Consider the following 17,253-nt stretch of genomic DNA (forward strand, 5'->3'; position numbering starts at 1 on the left):
GCCGGCATCCGTGCCATTTCCCCGCTGCCAGAGGACGACACCATGAACCACACCTACAAGCACATCGAGCTGACCGGCAGCTCCGAGACCAGCATCGAGGACGCCATCCAGGGCGCGCTGACCAAGGCCTCGGAGAGCCTGCACGGCATGCGCTGGTTCGAGGTCATCGACACCCGCGGCCACATCGAGCACGGCCGGGTGGCCCACTGGCAGGTCACGATCAAGGTCGGCTTCACCCTGGACTGAGCGCGATTCCGCCCTGTTCATCCACCCACGGCTGGTTTAGGCTTGCCGCCCATCCAGAGACGGCGCTCGCGCGGCGCCGTCCGTCTTGCTGCGGACTGTGACACGCGATGAAGATCATCATCCTCGGCGCCGGCCAGGTCGGCGGAACCCTGGCCGAACACCTGGCGCACGAAGAGAACGAGATCACGGTGGTGGACACCGATGCCAAGAAGCTCCGCGAGCTTCATACCCGGCTCGATATCCGCACCGTGACCGGCGCCGGCTCCTATCCGATGGTGCTGCGCCAGGCGGGCTGCGAAGACGCCGACATGCTGATCGCGGTGACCAACTCCGACGAGGTGAACATGATCGCCTGTCAGGTCGCCTACACGCTGTTCCGCACGCCGACCAAGATCGCCCGCGTCCGCGCCACCGCCTACCTGACCCGCAAGGGCCTGTTCGCCCACGAGGCGGTGCCCATCGACGTGCTGATCAGCCCCGAGCAGGTGGTCACCGACCATATCCGCCGGTTGATCGAGCACCCCGGCGCCCTGCAGGTGCTGGAATTCGCCGGGGGCCAGGTCCAGCTGGTGGCGGTGAAGGCCTTCTACGGCGGCCCGCTGGTCGGCCAGGAGCTCGGCTTCCTGCGCCGCCACATGCCCAGCGTGGACACCCGGGTGGCGGCCATCTATCGCCGCAACCGGCCGATCATCCCCCGCGGCGACACCGTCATCGAGGCCGACGACGAGGTGTTCTTCATCGCCGACCGCCGCGACATCCGCGCGGTGATGAGCGAGCTGCGTCGCCTCGAGCGCGACTTCCGCCGGGTGATCATCGCCGGCGGCGGCAACATCGGCGAGCGCCTCGCCGAGCACCTCGAGCACAGCCACCAGGTGAAGATCGTCGAGCACAGCCTCGAGCGCTGCACCCAGCTCTCCGAGCGCCTCGACCGCACCGTGGTGCTCCACGGCAGCGCCACCAGCAAGCGCCTGCTGGAGGAAGAGAACATCGAGGACTGCGATATCTTCTGCGCGCTGACCAACGACGACGAGGTCAACATCATGTCGTCGATGCTGGCCAAGCGCATGGGCGCCAAGAAGGTCCTCACCCTGATCAACAACGCCGCCTACGTCGACCTGGTCCAGGGCGGCGAGATCGACATTGCCATCTCGCCGCAGCAGGCCACCATCGGCAGCCTGCTGACCCACGTGCGTCGCGGCGACATCGTCAACGTGCACTCGCTGCGCCGCGGCGCCGCCGAGGCCATCGAGGCCATCGCCCACGGCGACCAGCAGTCGTCCAAGGTGGTCGGCCGTGCCATTGGCGAGATCGACCTCCCCCGGGGCACCACCATCGGTGCCGTGGTGCGCGGCAAGGACGTGCTGATCGCCCACGACGACGTGGTCATCCAGTCCGGGGATCACATCATTCTGTTCGTCATCGACAAGCGCCGCATCCGCGACGTGGAGCGGCTGTTCCAGGTCGGCCTGACCTTCTTCTGATGCCGAGCGCCGCCGGCCTTCACGCGAGGGAATCCGCATGACACACCTGCCACCGTTCGATGACGCCGTTCGCCGCCCGCGGGTCCACGCCGCGGAGACGCGCCCGTGAGCCTGCTGGTGAAGCGGGCGGCCATCCAGCGCACCCGCCACTGGGCACCGGTGTTCAAGGTGCTGGCCCTGCTGTGGCTGGTGCTGGCGGCCTTCATGCTGGTGCCCTGGCTGGTGCTGCTGCTGGAGGGCGACGTGGACGCCACGGCGTTCGGCCTGTCGATCCTGATCATGCTCGGCGCCTCGGCCACGGTGCTGCTCTCGACCCTGCGCGTGGAGGTCAGCTTCAAGCCCTGGCAGATGTTCGTGCTGACCTCGCTGAGCTGGGTGTCGATCAGCGGCTTCGCCAGCCTGCCGCTGGTGCTGGGCGCCACCCAGCTGTCGTTCTCCAACGCGGTGTTCGAGTCGGTCTCGGGGATCACCACCACCGGCTCCACCGTGCTGAGCGACATCGACGACCTCTCCGACGGCCTCAAACTGTGGCGAGGCCTGATGCAGTGGCTGGGCGGGGTCGGCATCATCGTGATGGGCATCGCCATCCTGCCGTTCCTCAAGGTCGGCGGCATGCGGCTGTTCCATACCGAGTCGTCGGACTGGTCCGACAAGGTGATGCCCCGCACCGGTGGCATCGCCAAGGCCACCCTGGTGATCTACTGCGGCATGACCCTGGCCGCGGTGGCAAGCTACTGGCTCGGCGGCATGCTGCCACTGGACGCCATCGTCCACGCCATGACCTCCGTGGCCACCGGGGGCTTCGCCAACTCGGATGCCTCCTTCGGCGCCTACGCCGACCGGCCCCACCTGATGTGGATGGGCAGCCTGTTCATGCTCGGTGGCGCCCTGCCCTTCGTGATCTACATCCGGGTGCTGCGCGGCGCCCGCATGGCACTGTGGCAGGACCAGCAGGTACGCGGCCTGCTGGGCCTGCTGGCGCTGGTCATCCTGCTGCTCACCGCCTGGCGCATCTGGCAGGGCCGTGACGCCTTCGAGGCCCTCACCCAGGTGACCTTCAACGTCGTCTCGGTGGTCACCACCACCGGCTATGCCGGCGACGACTACACCGCCTGGGGCAGCCTGGCGGCGGTGGCCTTCTTCTACCTGAGCTTCATCGGCGGCTGCAGCGGTTCCACCAGCGGCGGCATGAAGGTGTTCCGCTTCCAGGTCGCGTCCATCCTGCTGCGCAACCAGCTTCGCTTCCTGGTGCACGCCAACGGCGTCTTCTCGGCCCGCTACAACGGCCACCCGCTGACCGACGACGTGACCCGCGGCGTCATCGCCTTCTCGTTCTTCTTCTTCCTGACCATCGCCGGGCTGGCGCTGGGGCTGTCGCTGCTGGGCCTGGACCTGGTCACCGCCCTGTCCGGCGCGGTCACCGCGGTCGCCAACGTCGGCCCCGGCCTCGGCGAGATCATCGGCCCGGCGGGCAACTTCGGCCCCCTGCCCGACGCCGCCAAGTGGCTGTTGTGCGTCGGCATGCTGATGGGCCGGCTGGAGATCCTCACGGTGCTGGTGCTGTTCACGCCGATGTTCTGGCGCAAGTAGGGAAACGCGGATTCATGGCGGCGCTCGACATCCATCAGCGCTTCCCCCCGACCTTCCATCGGACGCGGTACAGCGACAAGTCGCAAAGCCGGTGCAAGCGCCCGCGGCGGGTTTGGCCCGCCGGCGGGCTTCGTGGATAATCGAGCCTTCATCCTTCAGACCCGAGCGTCCATGACCGACTCCCAGGACACCGCGACCGTCGATCGCGAGCAGGCCGCCGGCGGCGGCCCGCGCCGCACCCTCAAGGTGGGCGAGACCCGCTACACCCTGCTGGGCACCGCCCACGTCTCCGCCGAGAGCGCCACCGAGGTGCGCGAGCTGATCGACTCCGGCGAGTTCGACGCGGTGGCCATCGAGCTGTGCGACTCGCGTCACCAGAACCTGGCCAATCCCGATGCCCTGGGCGAGCAGGACCTGTTCCAGATCTTCCGCCAGGGCAAGGCCGGGATGGTGGCCGCCAGTCTGGCGCTGGGCGCCTTCCAGCAGCGCGTCGCCGAGCAATCCGGCATCGAGCCCGGCGCCGAGATGCGCGCCGCCCTGGAGGCCAGCCAGGCCCGTAACCTCCCGCTGCTGCTGATCGACCGCGACGTCGGCGTGACCCTGAAGCGCATCTATCACAACGTGCCCTGGTGGCAGCGTTTCTCGCTGTTCTCGGGGCTGCTCGGCGGCGTGCTGTCGCGTCAGGACGTCTCCGCGGCCGACATCGAACGGCTCAAGGAAGGCGACGTGCTGGAGTCCACTTTCAGCGAGTTCGCCAGCGAGTCCGAGACCCTCTACACGCCGCTGATCAGCGAGCGCGACCGCTACATGGTGCTGCGCCTGGCCGAACAGTGTCCGCCGGGGCGCTACCGCCACGTGCTGGTGGTGATCGGTGCCGGCCACCTCAAGGGCATGGCCGAGCACCTGGAGCAGCCGCTGCCCGAGGCGCCGACGCCGGAGCGCGAGACACTGGAGGCCACGCCGCCGCCCACTAAGGTGTGGAAGGCGCTGCCCTGGCTGATCACCGCCCTGGTGCTGACCGGCTTCGCCATCGGCTTCTCGCGCAACACCGAGCTCGGCTGGCAGCTGGTGGCCGAGTGGTTCCTGATCAACGGCGTGCTCTCGGGCGCCGCCACCCTGGTGGCGCTGGCCCACCCGCTGACGGTGATCGCCACCGTGTTCGCCGCCCCGCTGACCTCGCTCAATCCCACCATCGGTGCCGGCTTCGTGGCCGCCGGGGTCGAGCTGGCCATGCGCAAGCCCAAGGTGCGCGACTTCGCCACCCTGCGCCACGACGTCACCGAGGTGAAGGGCTGGTGGCGCAACCGGGTCTCGCGCACCCTGCTGGTGTTCCTGACCGCGACCCTGGGTTCCGCCGCCGGGACCTGGATCGCCGGCTTCCGCATCGCCGGCGCCCTGTTCGGCGGCTGACGCCGCTGCCACGCCGGCAACGACAAGGGCCCCGGACATCGCTGTCCGGGGCCCTTTTCCTGCCCGATCGCCGCGGCCGGCGAGGTGCGGTCGGCGAGGCGCGGCTCAGCGAGACTGAAGCGCCGACGCCGCCTCGCTCTCGGCCGGGCGACGCTTCCAGGCGCCGGCCAGCAGCGAGCCGGAAACGTTGTGCCACACCGAGAACAACGCACCCGGCAGCGCCGCGGTGGCGCTGAAGAACTGGTTGGCCAGGGCCACGGCAAGCCCGGAGTTCTGCAGCCCCACCTCGAAGGCGATGGTGCGCGCGGTGCGCTCGTCGAAGCGCAGCGCCCGGGCCAGGCCGTAGCCGCCGGCCAGGCCGATGGCGTTATGGGCGATCACCGCCAGCGCCACGACCGGCCCCAGGGTCGCCAGCCGCCCGGCGTTGAGCGCCACCACGATGGCGATGATCACCACGATGGCCAGCATCGCCAGGCTCGCCAGCGCCGGCTCGACCCGGGCGATGCGCTCGCCCAGCCAGTGATTGACGATCACCCCGATCAGGATCGGTGCCACCACCAGCTGGGCGATGCTGGTCAGCATGCCCGCCACCGGCACGTCGACGCTCTCGCCGACCAGCAGCAGGGTCAACAGCGGCGTGGCCACCACCGAGAGCAGGGTCGAAACCATGGTCATCGACACCGACAGCGCCACCCGGCCGCCGGCCAGCCAGGTCATGACGTTGGAGGAGGTGCCACCGGCGGTGGCGCCGACCAGCACCATGCCGATGGTCAGGGCGTCGGAGAGTCCCAGCAGGCGCGAGATCGCCAGCGCCGCCAGCGGCATGATCAGAAACTGCAGCGCCACGCCCACGGCGATCGGCGCCGGCGACTTCACCACACGGGCGAAGTCGGCCTTGGACAGCGTCAGGCCCATGGCGAACATGATGACCACCAGCAGCGTCTTGATGCTGCCGGCCAGGCCGGTGAAGAGCTGCGGCTGGAAGGCGGCCACCACGGCCAGCAGCACCGCCCAGACGGGGAAGAGACGATTGAAGCGCTCGAAGAAATGCATGACGTGTCCTTGCGATGGAAAGGTGGGAGCTTTTTTATGAATGATCTCGGGCGCGGCCGCCCGCGCCCCTATGGTCGTCGGTCGGCGTAAGCCGGGCAATGCCCCTCGAGGCGGAAAAACGTGGCCGATCACCGGGCCGCCGTGATACGTTCGAGATCAATAATTAGCAACAAAACATTGATGCCATGACTTCATCCAATGCCCGAGAGCGCTTCGGTATCCGGCTCTCCACCGTCTCGCGCCGCTGGCGGCGTGCCCTCGATCATCACATGGCGCTGGTCGGCCACACCGATACCAGCTGGGCGCCACTGGTCCATCTCGGTGCTGGCGGCGACGGCCTCAGCCAGAAGGCACTGGCCAAGCGCGTCGGCATGGAAGGCTCCAGCCTGGTACGCCACCTGGACCGCCTGGAGGCCAAGGGCCAGGTCCAGCGCGTCAACGACGAGCAGGATCGCCGCACCAAGCGCGTCTTCCTGACCCCGGCGGGGCGCGACGCCGTGGACGCCCTCCAGGAGGAACTGCTCGGCGTCGAGCGCGACCTGCTCAACGACCTGAGTGATGCCCAGCTCGAGGCGCTGCTCGAGGCGCTCGATCTGATCGACCGGCGCCTGCAGAAGGAACCCGGCGCCCTGGAAGAGCCCCCCGCTCCCGCCTGATCGCTACGTCTCGCCTTCCCGGGCCGCCCGTAGCCGCTGCATGGCCGGCGTCGGCGTCTCGATCTTGCCGTGGCGCCGGCTGGCGGCATAGCTGTCATTGAACACGTCGAAGTAGTCGTCGAGCCGCTCCGCGGCCTCGGTGTCGCCGGCCTGGCGCATCAGCTCCGCGGCCACCTCGGCGGTGCACAGGTGGGCAGCCGAGGCCGGCTTGCGCAGTCGGTAACGGGTCAGCCGCTCGGTGGCGAGCGGCAGCACCGGCAGCTCGGCCAGATAGGGGCTCTTGCGGAAGATACGCCGCGCCTGGCGCCAGGTGCCATCGAGGATGACGAACACCGGAATCCGCCCATCGTCCTGGCGCGCCGCCACCGTTTCCATGCCGACCACCCGGTGGGCGTAATCCGCCTGGTCGTCGGGGAAGATCACGAAGGGCGCATAGCGCTCGTCCTCGAGCATCGCCAGCAGCCGTTCGTCCGGCTCGGTGCGATACCAGGTGAAGACCTCGGTGGTGGGCAGGACGTCGCGGATCAGCCGTCCGGTGTTGGTGGGCTTGTAGTGCTCCAGCGGATGGGTGATCAGCCACACCCGGGCGCGGCTGTCCGCCGTCACCTTGTAGGGGCACAGGCAGTTCAACGCCGGCAGGTTGCAGGTCTCGCAGCGGCGTACGAAGCTGCCGCGGGCCTTGAACTCGCGCCGCGGCGGCCGCGGGTGTCCGGTGGCGGGGTCCACGTCGCCGTGGTCGGGGGTCGGGGTGTCGTCCTGCATGAGTCGTCTAGCCGGAGGTGAGAGGGCGATAAGGGAGCCGCATTCTAGCACGCCCCGCCGCCGCCTCCGGCCGCGCGACGCCTCAGTCGAGCCGCCCCTCCGGCATCGAAAGCGCTCTCGTCTCGCGCCAGTGGCGCACCAGCGCCGGCACGCCCTCGCCGGCGGGCCGGGCGATCTTCGCCACCCCGGCCGGCGCCAGGGCCTCCGCCTCGGGGTCGACCAGCGCGCAGGGCGCGCCGAACGGTGCCTGGTCGAGCAGCATGGCGGCCGGCATCACGGCCAGCGAGGTGCCTACCACCAGCAGCAGGTCGGCCTCGGCAACGATGTCGCAGGCCTCGGGATAGGCCGGCACGGCCTCGCCGAACCACACCACGTCGGGGCGCAGCTGGGCGCCCTTGTCGCAGAGGTCGCCGAGGCGAATGCCGCCCCGGGACAGCGGATAGCGCAGCTTCGCGTCGACGCTGGAGCGCGCCATCAGGATCTCGCCGTGCAGGTGCAGCACGCTGCGCGAGCCGGCCCGCTCGTGCAGGTCGTCGATGTTCTGGGTCACCACGCTGACCCGGAAGCCGTCCGCCTCGAGTTCGGCCAGGGCCCGGTGAGCAGCGTTGGGCCTGGCCCCGCGCACCTGGTCGCGGCGCGCGTCGTAGAAGCGCAGCACCCGCTCGGGGTCGCGGGCCCAGCCCTGCGGCGTGGCGACCGCCTCGACGGGCTCGTCGGCCCACAGGCCGTCGGCGGCGCGGAAGGTCTGGATGCCGCTCTCGGCACTGATGCCGGCGCCGGTCAGTACTACCAGGTGGGGGCGGGCGTCGTCGCTCATGGTCGTCTCGCGGATCGGGGAACTCACCCCAGCTTGCCATATTCCGCCTCGCCGGAGCAGAGGGCGACGGATGACATCCGCCCGTCGCGCGGCGACAATGGGCGCCCTCGCCGCATCCCCCGAGTCGCCCGATGAACGAACCGCTGCCCATCCTCCATCACGACGAGCATCTGGTCGCCGTGCACAAGCCCTCCGGGCTGCTGGTGCATCGCAGCGCCCTGGCCCGGGGCGAGCGCCATTTCCTGCTGCAGACCCTGCGCGATCAGCTGGGCCAGCGGGTCTATCCGGTACACCGCCTGGACCGCCCCACCTCGGGGCTGATGGTGTTCGCGCTGTCGTCCGAGGTCGCCCGCCGCCTGGGCGAGGCCTTCGAGCAGCACCGCGTGGCCAAGCGCTACCTGGCCGTGGTGCGCGGCACCGGGCCGGACGCCGAGCGCCTGGCGTATGCCCTGCGCGAGGAGGACGGCCGCCGCCCCAAGGCCGAGATGCCGGCCATGGAGGCCGTCACCGAGGTGCGGCGCCTGGACAGCGTGGAACTTCCGGTGCGGGTCGACCGCTACCCCACCAGCCGCTACTCGCTGATGGAGGCGCGCCCGCTGACCGGGCGGCGCCACCAGATCCGTCGCCATCTGTCCCAGCGCGGCTATCCGATCATCGGCGACGCCAAGCACGGCAAGGGCGTGCACAACCGCTTCTTCGCCGACCGACTCGACTGCCCGCGGCTGCTGCTGGCCGCCGTGGGCCTGAGCTTCGACCACCCGGTGGAGGGCCGGCGCCTGGACCTGGGCTGCGCCCTGGATGCGCCCATGACCGCGCTGTTCCGGCGCTTCGGCTGGGCGGGCCACCTGCCCGCCAACCGCCGCGCCCCTTCCGCCGAGCCATGTGAACTGCCATGAACGATTTTCCGAGCCCCGCCGCCCTCGAGACCGACGACCACGCGCTGCGCTTCGGCGGCATCCGCCGCCTCTACGGCGCCCGCGCCCTGGAGCGCTTCCGCCACGCCCACGTGGCGGTGATCGGCGTCGGCGGCGTGGGCAGCTGGGCCGTGGAGGCCCTGGCCCGCTCCGGCATCGGCAAGCTGACGCTGATCGACCTCGACGACGTCTGCGTGTCCAACGTCAACCGCCAGCTGCACGCCCTGGACGGCACCGTCGGCCGGCCCAAGGTCGAGGTGCTGGCCGAGCGCTGCCGGGCCATCCAGCCCGGCATCGAGGTGGTGGCGGACACCGCCTTCGTGACCCCGACCAACCTCGCCGAGCGGCTGCCCGAGGACCTGGACCACGTGATCGACGCTATCGACAGCGTGGTGGCCAAGGCGGCGCTGATCGCCTGGTGCAAGCGCCGCAAGCTGCCGATCACCGTGACCGGCGCGGCGGGCGGCCAGACCGACCCGACGCGCATCCGGGTGGCCGACCTGACCCGCACCGAGCACGACCCGCTGCTGGCCAAGGTGCGCTCGCGGCTGCGGCGCGACCACGGCTTCTCGCGCAACCCCAAGCGACGCTTCTCGGTGGAGTGCGTCTACTCCGACGAGCAGCTCGTCTACCCCGGCGCCGACGGCGAGGTCTGCCACGCCAAGCCCGCCGCCGGCGAGGCCACCCGCCTCGACTGCGCCTCGGGCTTCGGCGCGGCGACCTTCGTCACCGGCAGCTTCGGCTTCGTGGCCGCCTCGCGCACCCTGGCGCGACTGGCCCGCGACGCCGCCTCTTCCCGCTGAATTCCCTGGAGAGACTCATGGACGTTTCGCATCCCGTGCCCGGCATCTACCGCCACTACAAGGGCCCGCGCTACGAGGTGATCGGCGTCGCCCATCACAGTGAGACCGAGGAGGCGCTGGTGACCTACCGCGCGCTCTACGGCGAATACGGCCTGTGGGTGCGCCCGCTTGGCATGTTCATGGAGACGGTCGAGGTGGACGGGGAAGTGACGCCCCGCTTCGCGCTGGAAAAGGCCTTTTCCTGAGCCTGGACAGGCTAACGCCGAACGCAAGAAGGCGCCCCATAGGGCGCCTTCTTTCATCGCTTGAGTTGTCATGGCCGGCGGCAAATCTTCGCGAGGCGCTATGAACCCATCCCTGGGCGCTTCATCCGCCATCCCTGGCGGATAACCCTCGCTCATATTCGCCCCCGCCCCATCAAGCGGCTTGTTATTCCGCTTCGTGCATCTGCTTCTGCAGGTAGTTCTCGATGCCGACCTTGTCGATCAGCGAGAGCTCGGTCTCGAGCTTGTCGATGTGCTCTTCCTCGTCGGCGAGGATGTCGCGCAGCAGGTCGCGGGTGACATAGTCCTGCACCGACTCGCAGTAGGCGATCGCCTCGATGTAGTCGTCGCGGCCCTGGTGCTCGAGCTTGAGGTCGCACTCGAGCATCTCCCTGGTGTCCTCGCCGATCAGCAGCTTGCCGTAGTCCTGCAGGTTGGGCACGCCCTCGAGGAACAGGATCCGCTCGATCAGCTTGTCGGCGTGCTTCATCTCGTCGATCGACTCTTCGTACTCGAACTTGCCGAGTGCGGCCAGTCCCCAATCCTGATACATCTTGGCATGCAGGTAGTACTGGTTGATCGCCACCAGCTCATTGCCGAGCGCGGTATTGAGGTATTCGAGGACCTTCTTGTCGCCTTTCATGACACCACCTCATTGCTGTCGTCGGGGTCGTCCTTCAGCTTGGCACGCGCGTCATCGCGCCGCCATCCATGCCGGACAGTCTAGGCGATATCCTAAAAAACTCAAACAAATCAAAGCGTTGAAAACGCCAAAGGAAACGATAGCGATTGCCATCAAACGGCGTAGGCGAGCCCTTCGCTGGCCAGGGCCATCTCTTCCTGGATCGTCTCGCGGGTGATGGCCTTGCCCATGCAGGCGCACTTGCCGCACTGGGTGCCGCAACCCGTCTCGCGCTGGACCTCGCGCCAGCTGCGCGCGCCCTCTTCCACGCTGCGGCGGATCGCCTTGTCGCTCACACCCTTGCACAGACACACGTACATGACATCACCTCATCTCGACCATGAGATCGAATGTAAATGATTCGCATGGACTATCGCAAGCATAGACGGCGATGATTCTCGTCCGGGTCGCCCCCGATGACGTCAGCGACGCTTTCCCGGGAGCACCACCAGACGAGTGCCGGATGCCAGGTCCGACCAGCTGCGCCGTTCGCCATCGAACAGCACCCAGAGGTGGCCGAGGCCCAGCGGCAGCCAGCCGAGCGCGCCGACCAGGCAGCGCACCAGGCTCTGACGGCGATCGATGGCATGGCCGTCGAGGGTCTGCACCCGCAGCCGCCAGGCCTGCATGCCCAGCGTCATGCCGCCGCGGGTCCAGAAGTAGGTAAAGAAGAGACAGGCGGCGATCGCCAGCAGGACACGCAGCGACCACACCTGGCCGGCGCCGAGGCCGACCCGCTCGGGAGGAATACCCAGCAGCAGGCGGCTGACCGCAACATGGACGGCGCCGATGACGATCCACAGCGCCAGCACCAGCAGGGCATCGTAGAGCATGGCGCCCAGCCGCCGGCCGAGGCCGGCGGGCCAGACGTCGTCGAGACGGTCGAAGCGGCGCGACATGAGAGCTCCCGGTCAGCCGGTGCGGCGCAGCAGGTAGAGGCCGAGGCCGGCACAGAGCAGCGTCGGCACCAGCACGGCCCAGGCCGGCGAGAAGCCGAACAGCGTGGAAGCCGGACCCAGCAGGTCCTGCAGGTACTTGAACACCAGCCCGGTGACCACGCCGTAGAACACCCGGGTGCCGGCGGCCACGGTGCGCAGCGGGCCGAACACGAACGACGCCGCCACCAGCACCAGCGAGGCCATGGTCAGCGGCATCAGCATCTTCTGCCAGAAATAGATCAGCGGCTGGGTGGCACTCTGCCCCTGGGACTCGAGGAAGCGCGCATAGGCCCACAGCTCGCTGGGCGCCTGACTGTCCACCTCGCGCAGCAGCCGGTCGAGGCGCTGCGGCGTCAGCTCGGTCTCCCAGGCCCGCGTCGACTGGCGGGAGGTCTCGGTACGGCCGTCGACGAAGCGGGTCTCGGTGACGTCCTCCAGCACCCAGGCGCCGCCCTGCCATACCGCGCGGCGTGCACTGAGCGCCTCGCGCAGTTCCTGGCCCTCGAAGCGATAGCGGGTCAGGTCCAGCACCACGTCGTCGGCGCGGATCGCCCCGAAGCGATAGAAGTCGTCGCCCTCGCGCTGCCAGCCACCGCTCTCGGTCAGCACGGCGCCCTCGCCCTGCATCTGCTCGAGACGCCAGGCGCTGGCGAACTGCTCGGTCCTGGGGCTGACGAACTCGGCGACGAACAGCACCACCGCGATCACCAGGATGATCGGCTTCATCACGCCCCACAGGATGCGCACCAGCGAGCGGCCGGCGGCGCGCATCACGGTCAGCTCGTTGCTCGAAGCCATGCTGCCGAGCCCGATCAGGGCGCCGATCAGCACCCCCACCGGGGCGTACTGATAGAAGCGCCAGGGCAGCCGGAACATCAGGTAGAAGAGCACCTGCAGGGCGCCGTAGTCGCCCTCCACGTCGCCCAGGTCGTTGATGTAGGTGATCACCAGGTCGAGCCCCAGCAGCACCACCTGCACCACCAGGATCGCGCCGAGGATCTGACGGGCGATGTAACGGTCAAGACGGTCGGCGATCATCCACTCATCCCCTTGCGTTGTGCCTGCAGCGTCATCGCCAGGCCGATGGCCAGGAAGCCACCATGGATCGGCCACATGCCGATGCCCGCCGGCCAGCTGCCGCGGCCGATGGCGTCCAGCGACGCCAGCAGCAGGCTGAGGTAGGCCACGTACAGGAAAATCGCCGGCAGCAGCTTGGCGAAGCGGCCCTGGCGAGGATTGACCCGCGACAGCGGCATCGCCATCAGGGTCAGGACGAAGACCATCAGCGGCAGTCCCAGGCGCCACTGCAGCTGCGCCGCGGCGGGGGGCGACTCGGCGGCGAACAGCGCCGGCGTGGTGGCAAGCTCGGGATTGTCGAGGTCGAGGCTTTTCTCATCTTGCGACAGCCGCACCGCGTAGGTACCGAACTCGAGCCGCTCGGCCTGGGCCCGGCCCGGCTCGACGCTGTAGCGCTCGCCGTCGGTCAGCACCAGAAAGCGACTGCCAGTCTCCTCGTCGACGGTCTGATAGCCGGAAGACGCCCGGGTCACCACGGTGCCGGGCGTGCCGTCGGAGCGGCGCTGGCGCTCGCTGATGAAGACCTCGCGCATCTCCTGCTGGTCGTCGGTCAGCGCCTCGGTATAGGCAGTGCGGCCATCGCCGAAGTCCTGGAAGCGTCCCGGGTTCAGCACCGAGAAATCCAGCTGGCTGCGCTGCTGTTCGATCACCACTTCCTTCTTCAGGGCCCCGGCGGGGCTCAGCCACAGGCTGCACAGGCCCACCATCACCGCCACCACGGTGGCGGGCAGCAGGCTCACCTGCAGCAGCTTGTTGGGACTGGTCCCGCAGGCCACCAGCACGGTGATCTCGCTGTTCAGATAGAGCTGTCCGTAGGCGAGCAGGATGCCCAGGAAGAAGGCCAGCGGCAGGATCAGCTCGAGGAACCCCGGCATGTGAAACAGCATCAGGGAACCGAGGATATGCAGGGGAATCTCGCCGTCCGCGGCGTCGGCGAAGTAGCGGATGAAGCGGCTGCCCATGATCACCAGCAGCAGCACCCCGGCCACGGCGGCCATGGTCTGCAGGATCTCGCGGGTCAGATAGCGGAATATGATCAAGGTTGTCTCCCGGTCCGGGTCCGTCCGGCCCGGCCCTCTTCCATGCAATGAGACGCAGGCCCGGGGGAGTGTCGGGCGCCACAGATCGGTGTGAAGTCCGGCAGGCTCCTGGGGTACACTGGGACGACTCGGCCATGTGCCGGCATTATCCAGAATCCCCCACCGCTTGTCTTGTGGAGACACCATGGAATTCCCAGTTCAGACGGCCAATCCCGCCAAGGTCGAGACGGCCTGCCTCGTGGTACCGGTGTTCAAGGATGGCGACCTGTTGCCCGCCGCCGCCAAGCTCGACGATGCCAGCGAGCGGCTGATCGGCCAGCTGATCGAGCGCGAAGACTTCGACGCCAGGCTGGGCAACGTGCAGATGGTCCCCTTCGCCCCCGGTCTGAACGCCGACCGCCTGCTGCTGGTCGGCCTGGGGCCCCGTGACAAGTGCCAGGAAGGCGCCTTCCGCAAGGCCGTGGACGCGGCCTTCACCGCCCTGGCGACGCTGCCCGCCGACGACGCCGCAGTGGCCTTCACCGACGTGCCGGTCCCCGACCGCGACAGCGACTGGAAGGCGCGCACGGTCGCCGAGGCCGCCCATCGCGCGGTCTATCGCTTCACCGAATTCAAGTCCGAGCCCGGCCCGGCGCCGAAACTCGAGCGCGTGACCCTGCTGGTCAGCGAAGGCGACGACGCCGAGGCGGCCCGCGAAGGCGCCCGGGTCGGCGACGGCATCGGCCAGGGCATCAACGCCGCCCGCACCCTGGGCAACCTGCCCGGCAACGTCTGCACGCCGCGCTATCTGGCCGACCGCGCCGAGCAGCTGGCCGCCGGCTCCGACGGCGCGCTGAGCGCCGAGATCCTCGACGAGGAGGCTCTCGAGACGCTGGGCGCCCACTCGCTGCTCTCCGTCGGCCACGGCAGCGACGAGCCTTCGCGCCTGATCGTGATGAAGTACCAAGGCGCCGAGGACCCCGACGAGGCCCCCCACGTGCTGGTCGGCAAGGGCATCACCTTCGACTCCGGCGGCATCTCGCTGAAGCCCGGCGCGGGCATGGACGAGATGAAGTTCGACATGTGCGGCGCCGCCAGCGTGTTCGGCGCCGTCACCTCGGTGCTCGCCGTGCGGCCGAAGATCAATCTGGTGGCGATCGTCGCCAGCGCCGAGAACATGCCCAGCGGCCGCGCCACCAAGCCCGGCGACATCATCAAGACCCTTCGGGGCCTGTCGGTGGAAGTGCTCAACACCGACGCTGAGGGTCGCCTGGTGCTGTGCGACGCCCTGACCTACGCCGAGCGCTTCGAGCCGGCCAGCGTGGTCGACATCGCCACCCTCACCGGCGCCGCCATCATCGCCCTGGGCCACCACGCCACCGGACTGATGGCCAACGACGACGACCTGGCGCTGGACCTGCTCGATGCCGGCGAGACCGCCTGGGACCGCGCCTGGCACCTGCCGCTGTGGGACGAGTACCAGGAGCAGCTGGACTCCAACTTCGCCGACCTGGCCAACATCGGCGGCCGCCCGGCAGGCACCATCACCGCCGGCTGCTTCCTCTCGCGCTTCGCCGACAAGTTCCCCTGGGCGCACCTGGACATCGCCGGCACCGCCTGGAACTCCGGCGCGCAGAAGGGCGCCACCGGCCGCCCGGTCAGCCTGCTGACCCAGTACCTGCTGGACCGCGAGGCCGAAGGCCAGGTCGAGGCCGACGGCGAGGCCTGAGCGCCGCCGCCACGCCCGGGCTTGCCTTTTGGGCGTGGCGACTTTTTCATGTGAATGTCGACATTCGTTGACCGGGCGGCCTCTCGCCCGGTCACCCTGTTCAGCCTGCCGGGGCGCCGGCCGCGCCCCGATAGAAGCGGAGACCAAGCCGTGTCCACCGAACGTTTTTCCATGCTGCCCACCGCCGATGCCACGGCGACCCCGATCCGTGAGGAGATCCTGAGCGACCCCGGCTTCGGGCGCTACTTCACCGATCACATGGCCCACGTCCGCTGGACCGTCGACGCCGGCTGGCACGGCCATGAGGTACGCCCCTACGGTCCGCTGACCCTGGACCCGGCCGCCGCGGTGCTGCACTACGGCCAGGAAATCTTCGAGGGCGTGAAGGCCTACCGCCACGCCGACGGCTCGGTGTGGACCTTCCGCCCCGAGAAGAACGCCGAGCGCTTCCGTCGCAGCGCGCGTCGCCTGGCCCTGCCGGAGCTCTCCGACGAGGACTTCATCGACTCGCTCAAGGCCCTGCTGGCCCAGGACAGCGCCTGGGTGCCGACCCCGGCCAGCGAGGCCGACGAGTCGAGCCTCTACCTGCGCCCGTTCATGATCGCCAGCGAGAGCTTCCTCGGCGTGCGCCCGTCCCACGAGGTCGACTACTACGTCATCGCCTCGCCGGCCGCGGCCTACTTCAAGGGCGGTATCAAGCCGGTCTCGATCTGGCTGTCCTCGCACTACAAGCGCGCCGCCCCCGGCGGCACCGGCTTCGCCAAGTGCGGCGGCAACTACGCCGCCTCCCTGGCCGCCCAGAAGGAAGCCGCCGACCACGAGTGCAGCCAGGTCGCCTTCCTCGACGCCGCCGAGAACAAGTGGATCGAGGAACTGGGCGGCATGAACCTGTTCTTCGTCTACCGCGACGGCCGCATCGTCACCCCGCGCCTGACCGACACCATCCTCGAGGGCGTGACCCGCGACTCGGTGCTGACCCTGGCGCGCGACGAGGGCCTGACCCCGGAAGAGCGCCCGATCAGCATCGACGAGTGGCGCGAGGGCGCGGCCAGCGGCGAGATCGTCGAGGTCTTCGCCTGCGGCACCGCCGCGGTGATCACCCCGGTGGGCGAGCTGGTGACCGAGGACGACACCATCCGCCTGGCCGCCGAGGGCGACAACGAGATCGCCAAGCGCCTGCGCACCCGACTGCTGGACCTGCAGTACGGCCGCAGCGAGGACAAGTACGGCTGGCTGACCCGCCTGGTGTAAACGGCTTTTCCTGCCCCCGGAGAGACGGGTTTTCCCGGGGGCAAGGCCGAGCGCAGTCCGTTTTAGACGGAGTCTCATGACCCGCATCGATTTCTACATCCTCCCCGAGACCACCCTGGAAGCGCGGCTGGCATTCGCCTGCCGGCTCGCCGAGACCATCGCCCGCAAGGGCTATCGGCTGCACCTGCACGCCGAGGACAAGGCCATGGCCCGGGAGCTGGACGACACCCTCTGGACCTTCCGGCCCGACGCCTACCTGCCCCACGCGCTGCTCGGCAGCGAGCAGGCCGACAGCGTGCCGGTGACCATCGGCTGGCAGGAACCGCCGCCCGGCGACGCTGGCGTGCAGGCGATGCTCAACCTGCACCCGGAGATTCCCGAGTGGTTCTCACGCTTCGAGCGGGTCGCCGAGATCATCAACCAGCACCAGGCGGTGCTGACCGCCAAGCGGCGCTGCTGGCAGACCTACAAGAAGCGCGGCTACCCGGTCACGCCGCACCATCTGCGCGCCGGGGCCTGAGCTCCTCCTTTTCCTGAGCCGCATTGTTCGGGGCTATTCCGT

General features: G+C 69.1%; 19 protein-coding genes. 11 read left to right on the forward strand and 8 right to left on the reverse strand.

Going from position 1 to position 17,253, the window contains the following annotated elements:
- The first annotated feature begins 42 nt into the window (after positions 1 to 42).
- From C9J49_RS09785 to C9J49_RS09800, 4 genes are all read left to right on the forward strand, one after another.
- Positions 43 to 246: a dodecin gene (locus tag C9J49_RS09785; protein ID WP_035593959.1), complete on the forward strand. Its 204-nt coding sequence runs from the start codon at positions 43 to 45 to the stop codon at positions 244 to 246.
- Between the two features lie 107 nt (positions 247 to 353).
- Positions 354 to 1,727: a Trk system potassium transporter TrkA gene (gene trkA / locus C9J49_RS09790; RefSeq protein WP_035593961.1), complete on the forward strand. Its 1,374-nt coding sequence runs from the start codon at positions 354 to 356 to the stop codon at positions 1,725 to 1,727.
- 111 nt (positions 1,728 to 1,838) lie between these two features.
- Positions 1,839 to 3,317, forward strand: a complete 1,479-nt coding sequence (locus C9J49_RS09795; RefSeq protein ID WP_186810066.1) for a TrkH family potassium uptake protein — start codon at positions 1,839 to 1,841, stop codon at positions 3,315 to 3,317.
- Between the two features lie 171 nt (positions 3,318 to 3,488).
- Positions 3,489 to 4,727 (forward strand): TraB/GumN family protein, encoded by a 1,239-nt coding sequence (locus C9J49_RS09800; protein WP_046079548.1) that lies wholly within the window; start codon positions 3,489 to 3,491, stop codon positions 4,725 to 4,727.
- A 105-nt stretch (positions 4,728 to 4,832) separates the two neighbouring features.
- Here C9J49_RS09800 and C9J49_RS09805 read toward each other — a convergent pair whose 3' ends face one another.
- The gene (locus C9J49_RS09805) at positions 4,833 to 5,780 is read right to left on the reverse strand and encodes a bile acid:sodium symporter family protein (protein WP_046079549.1); all 948 of its coding nucleotides are present in this window, start codon (positions 5,778 to 5,780) and stop codon (positions 4,833 to 4,835) included.
- A gap of 185 nt (positions 5,781 to 5,965) precedes the next feature.
- Here C9J49_RS09805 and C9J49_RS09810 point away from each other — a divergent pair, with 185 nt between their 5' ends.
- Positions 5,966 to 6,436: a MarR family winged helix-turn-helix transcriptional regulator gene (locus C9J49_RS09810; protein ID WP_107181384.1), complete on the forward strand. Its 471-nt coding sequence runs from the start codon at positions 5,966 to 5,968 to the stop codon at positions 6,434 to 6,436.
- Positions 6,437 to 6,439: 3 nt separating this feature from the next.
- On the opposite strand, the gene C9J49_RS09815 is transcribed toward C9J49_RS09810, so the two are convergent.
- Both C9J49_RS09815 and C9J49_RS09820 read right to left on the reverse strand, forming a co-directional pair.
- Positions 6,440 to 7,198 (reverse strand): tRNA-uridine aminocarboxypropyltransferase, encoded by a 759-nt coding sequence (locus C9J49_RS09815; protein ID WP_107181385.1) that lies wholly within the window; start codon positions 7,196 to 7,198, stop codon positions 6,440 to 6,442.
- Positions 7,199 to 7,280: 82 nt separating this feature from the next.
- On the reverse strand, positions 7,281 to 8,015 hold the full coding sequence (locus tag C9J49_RS09820) for an NAD-dependent deacylase (RefSeq protein WP_107181386.1): 735 nt from the start codon (positions 8,013 to 8,015) through the stop codon (positions 7,281 to 7,283).
- Positions 8,016 to 8,146: 131 nt separating this feature from the next.
- Between C9J49_RS09820 and C9J49_RS09825 the strand changes: the two genes are divergently transcribed.
- Genes C9J49_RS09825 through C9J49_RS09835 form a run of 3 tightly spaced genes read left to right on the forward strand, consistent with a single transcriptional unit; the run spans position 8,147 to position 9,977 of the window.
- Positions 8,147 to 8,911, forward strand: a complete 765-nt coding sequence (locus tag C9J49_RS09825) for a pseudouridine synthase (protein ID WP_046079552.1) — start codon at positions 8,147 to 8,149, stop codon at positions 8,909 to 8,911.
- A complete protein-coding gene (gene tcdA / locus C9J49_RS09830; RefSeq protein ID WP_046079553.1) occupies positions 8,908 to 9,732 on the forward strand; it encodes a tRNA cyclic N6-threonylcarbamoyladenosine(37) synthase TcdA in 825 nt (274 codons plus the stop codon). The genes C9J49_RS09825 and tcdA overlap by 4 nt, the downstream gene beginning before the upstream one ends.
- A gap of 17 nt (positions 9,733 to 9,749) precedes the next feature.
- Positions 9,750 to 9,977, forward strand: coding sequence for a DUF1653 domain-containing protein (locus tag C9J49_RS09835; RefSeq protein WP_046079554.1), 228 nt, complete (start codon positions 9,750 to 9,752; stop codon positions 9,975 to 9,977).
- A 184-nt stretch (positions 9,978 to 10,161) separates the two neighbouring features.
- Here the strand turns inward: C9J49_RS09835 and bfr are convergent, their stop codons facing one another.
- The 5 genes from bfr to lptF form a co-directional block, all read right to left on the reverse strand.
- A complete protein-coding gene (gene bfr / locus C9J49_RS09840) occupies positions 10,162 to 10,638 on the reverse strand; it encodes a bacterioferritin (protein ID WP_046079555.1) in 477 nt (158 codons plus the stop codon).
- A gap of 152 nt (positions 10,639 to 10,790) precedes the next feature.
- Complete coding sequence (locus C9J49_RS09845; protein ID WP_035593980.1) at positions 10,791 to 10,997, reverse strand: (2Fe-2S)-binding protein; 207 nt, start codon at positions 10,995 to 10,997, stop codon at positions 10,791 to 10,793.
- A gap of 102 nt (positions 10,998 to 11,099) precedes the next feature.
- Positions 11,100 to 11,576: an RDD family protein gene (locus C9J49_RS09850; RefSeq protein ID WP_107181387.1), complete on the reverse strand. Its 477-nt coding sequence runs from the start codon at positions 11,574 to 11,576 to the stop codon at positions 11,100 to 11,102.
- A 12-nt stretch (positions 11,577 to 11,588) separates the two neighbouring features.
- Complete coding sequence (gene lptG, locus C9J49_RS09855) at positions 11,589 to 12,653, reverse strand: LPS export ABC transporter permease LptG (protein ID WP_035593984.1); 1,065 nt, start codon at positions 12,651 to 12,653, stop codon at positions 11,589 to 11,591.
- Positions 12,650 to 13,732 (reverse strand): LPS export ABC transporter permease LptF, encoded by a 1,083-nt coding sequence (gene lptF, locus C9J49_RS09860; RefSeq protein ID WP_081945783.1) that lies wholly within the window; start codon positions 13,730 to 13,732, stop codon positions 12,650 to 12,652. The genes lptG and lptF overlap by 4 nt, the downstream gene beginning before the upstream one ends.
- Before the next feature lie 184 nt (positions 13,733 to 13,916).
- Between lptF and C9J49_RS09865 the strand changes: the two genes are divergently transcribed.
- From C9J49_RS09865 to C9J49_RS09875, 3 genes are all read left to right on the forward strand, one after another.
- Positions 13,917 to 15,440, forward strand: a complete 1,524-nt coding sequence (locus C9J49_RS09865) for a leucyl aminopeptidase (protein WP_046079557.1) — start codon at positions 13,917 to 13,919, stop codon at positions 15,438 to 15,440.
- A gap of 171 nt (positions 15,441 to 15,611) precedes the next feature.
- A complete protein-coding gene (locus C9J49_RS09870) occupies positions 15,612 to 16,691 on the forward strand; it encodes a branched-chain amino acid aminotransferase (RefSeq protein ID WP_046079558.1) in 1,080 nt (359 codons plus the stop codon).
- Positions 16,692 to 16,767: 76 nt separating this feature from the next.
- Complete coding sequence (locus tag C9J49_RS09875; protein WP_046079559.1) at positions 16,768 to 17,211, forward strand: DNA polymerase III subunit chi; 444 nt, start codon at positions 16,768 to 16,770, stop codon at positions 17,209 to 17,211.
- Positions 17,212 to 17,253: the final 42 nt, after the last annotated feature.

The sequence above is a fragment of the Halomonas sp. SL1 genome (assembly GCF_003030865.2).
Classification (GTDB): domain Bacteria; phylum Pseudomonadota; class Gammaproteobacteria; order Pseudomonadales; family Halomonadaceae; genus Halomonas; species Halomonas halophila.